The sequence below is a fragment of the Synechococcus sp. R8-2 genome, assembly GCF_047461715.1.
Classification (GTDB): Bacteria; Cyanobacteriota; Cyanobacteriia; order Thermostichales; family Thermostichaceae; genus Thermostichus.
In genome coordinates, this window is record NZ_JANSHQ010000625.1 from 1 (window position 1) to 1,407 (window position 1,407).

The window sequence follows — 1,407 nt, forward strand, 5'->3', positions numbered from 1 at the left end:
TTCGCGTCAGCGGTGCGGAGCATTTTGGATCTATAGCAGCTAGCGCAGCACCCGAAATAGGCTGGGGATCCCGGCCACCTGGGGCAGTTGTTGGATCTCGGCCAGCGCCTGTCGGCAGTCGGCCTCCCGGACGGTGTGGGTGAGAATCACAATCTCCGCCTGCTCTTGGTGACATTCCTTTTGGGTAATGCTCTCCAGGCTAACCCGGTGGCGACCGAAGCAGGTGCCAATCGCCCCCATTACCCCCGGCTGATCCTGAGCCAACACCCGCACGTAAAACTCCGACTCCAATTCCGAGAGAGGGATCAAAGAGGCGGCAGCGGGGAAGCAGGAGAATCCCCACAGCGGATTGGGGGCATCAGCCCCCGTTTGCCGGTGGGCAATCAGGGTCAGCAGATCGCCAACAACGGCACTGGCAGTCGGCCCCCGCCCCGCCCCCGGCCCCGACAGCACCACCTGCCCCAAAGGATCCCCCTGCACCAGGACGGCATTGTCCACACCGTTGATGTTGGCCAAGGGGTGGGTAGAGGGCAGAAGGGTGGGGTGAACCCGGATATCCAAAGCCATCTTCGCTGCCTCCCCGCCAGAGTTGGCCCTTTGGGCGATGGCCAAGAGCTTGAAGGTGTAGCCCCACTCGCGGGCATAGCGAATGTCGGTGGGGCTGATGCCGCGGATCCCTTCGCAGGGGATGGCTTCCCGCTTCACAGACACCCCGAAAGCAAGGCTGGCCAAAATGGCGATCTTGTCGGCGGCATCCCACCCTTCCACATCGGCGCTGGGATCCGCTTCGGCGTAGCCGTGGGCCTGGGCCAGGGCCAGGGCTTCCTCAAATGAGCTGGCCGCCTGGGTCATCTGGCTGAGGATGAAGTTGGTGGTGCCGTTCACAATGCCCCAGACCGCCTGGATGTGGCTGGCCTGCAGGGACTGTTGCAAGGGCTGCAGAATCGGGATCCCGCCCCCGACTGCCGCTTCCAAGAGCACCGAGACTTTGGCTTGGGCTGCCGCCTGAAAGATCTCCTCTCCGTGGCGGGCGATCACCGCTTTGTTAGCCGTGATCACCGGTTTGCCGTGGTCAAGGGCTTTTAAGATCAAGGTGCGGGCCGGCTCCAAGCCCCCCATCAGCTCGATGACCACGTCGATTTCCGGATCCGACACGATTTGCTCCAGATTGGTGGTCAGGCGCTCAGGCGGGATCCGCACTTGCCGTGGCTTATCCAAAGAGCGCACCCCCACCGCCGCAATCTCAACCGACTGCAAGAGAGGATGCCGGGGTTGCTGCAGAATTTGCACAACACCCGTGCCAACCGTGCCCAGCCCCAATAGCCCAACTCGTTCGCGGTAGCGGCGCATAGCGCTTTAGACCACAACTCTTCCTTTTGCCTGCTGTTCCCGTTAGCGGGACGGAGT

The 1,407-nt window shown here is 62.6% G+C and carries 1 protein-coding gene; it reads right to left on the bottom strand.

The window, feature by feature from the left end:
• Positions 1 to 39: 39 nt before the first annotated feature.
• Positions 40 to 1,350 carry a homoserine dehydrogenase gene (locus tag NW819_RS13200; protein WP_011433040.1) on the bottom strand — a complete coding sequence of 437 codons (1,311 nt, stop codon included), beginning with the start codon at positions 1,348 to 1,350 and terminating at the stop codon, positions 40 to 42.
• Positions 1,351 to 1,407 lie beyond the last annotated feature (57 nt).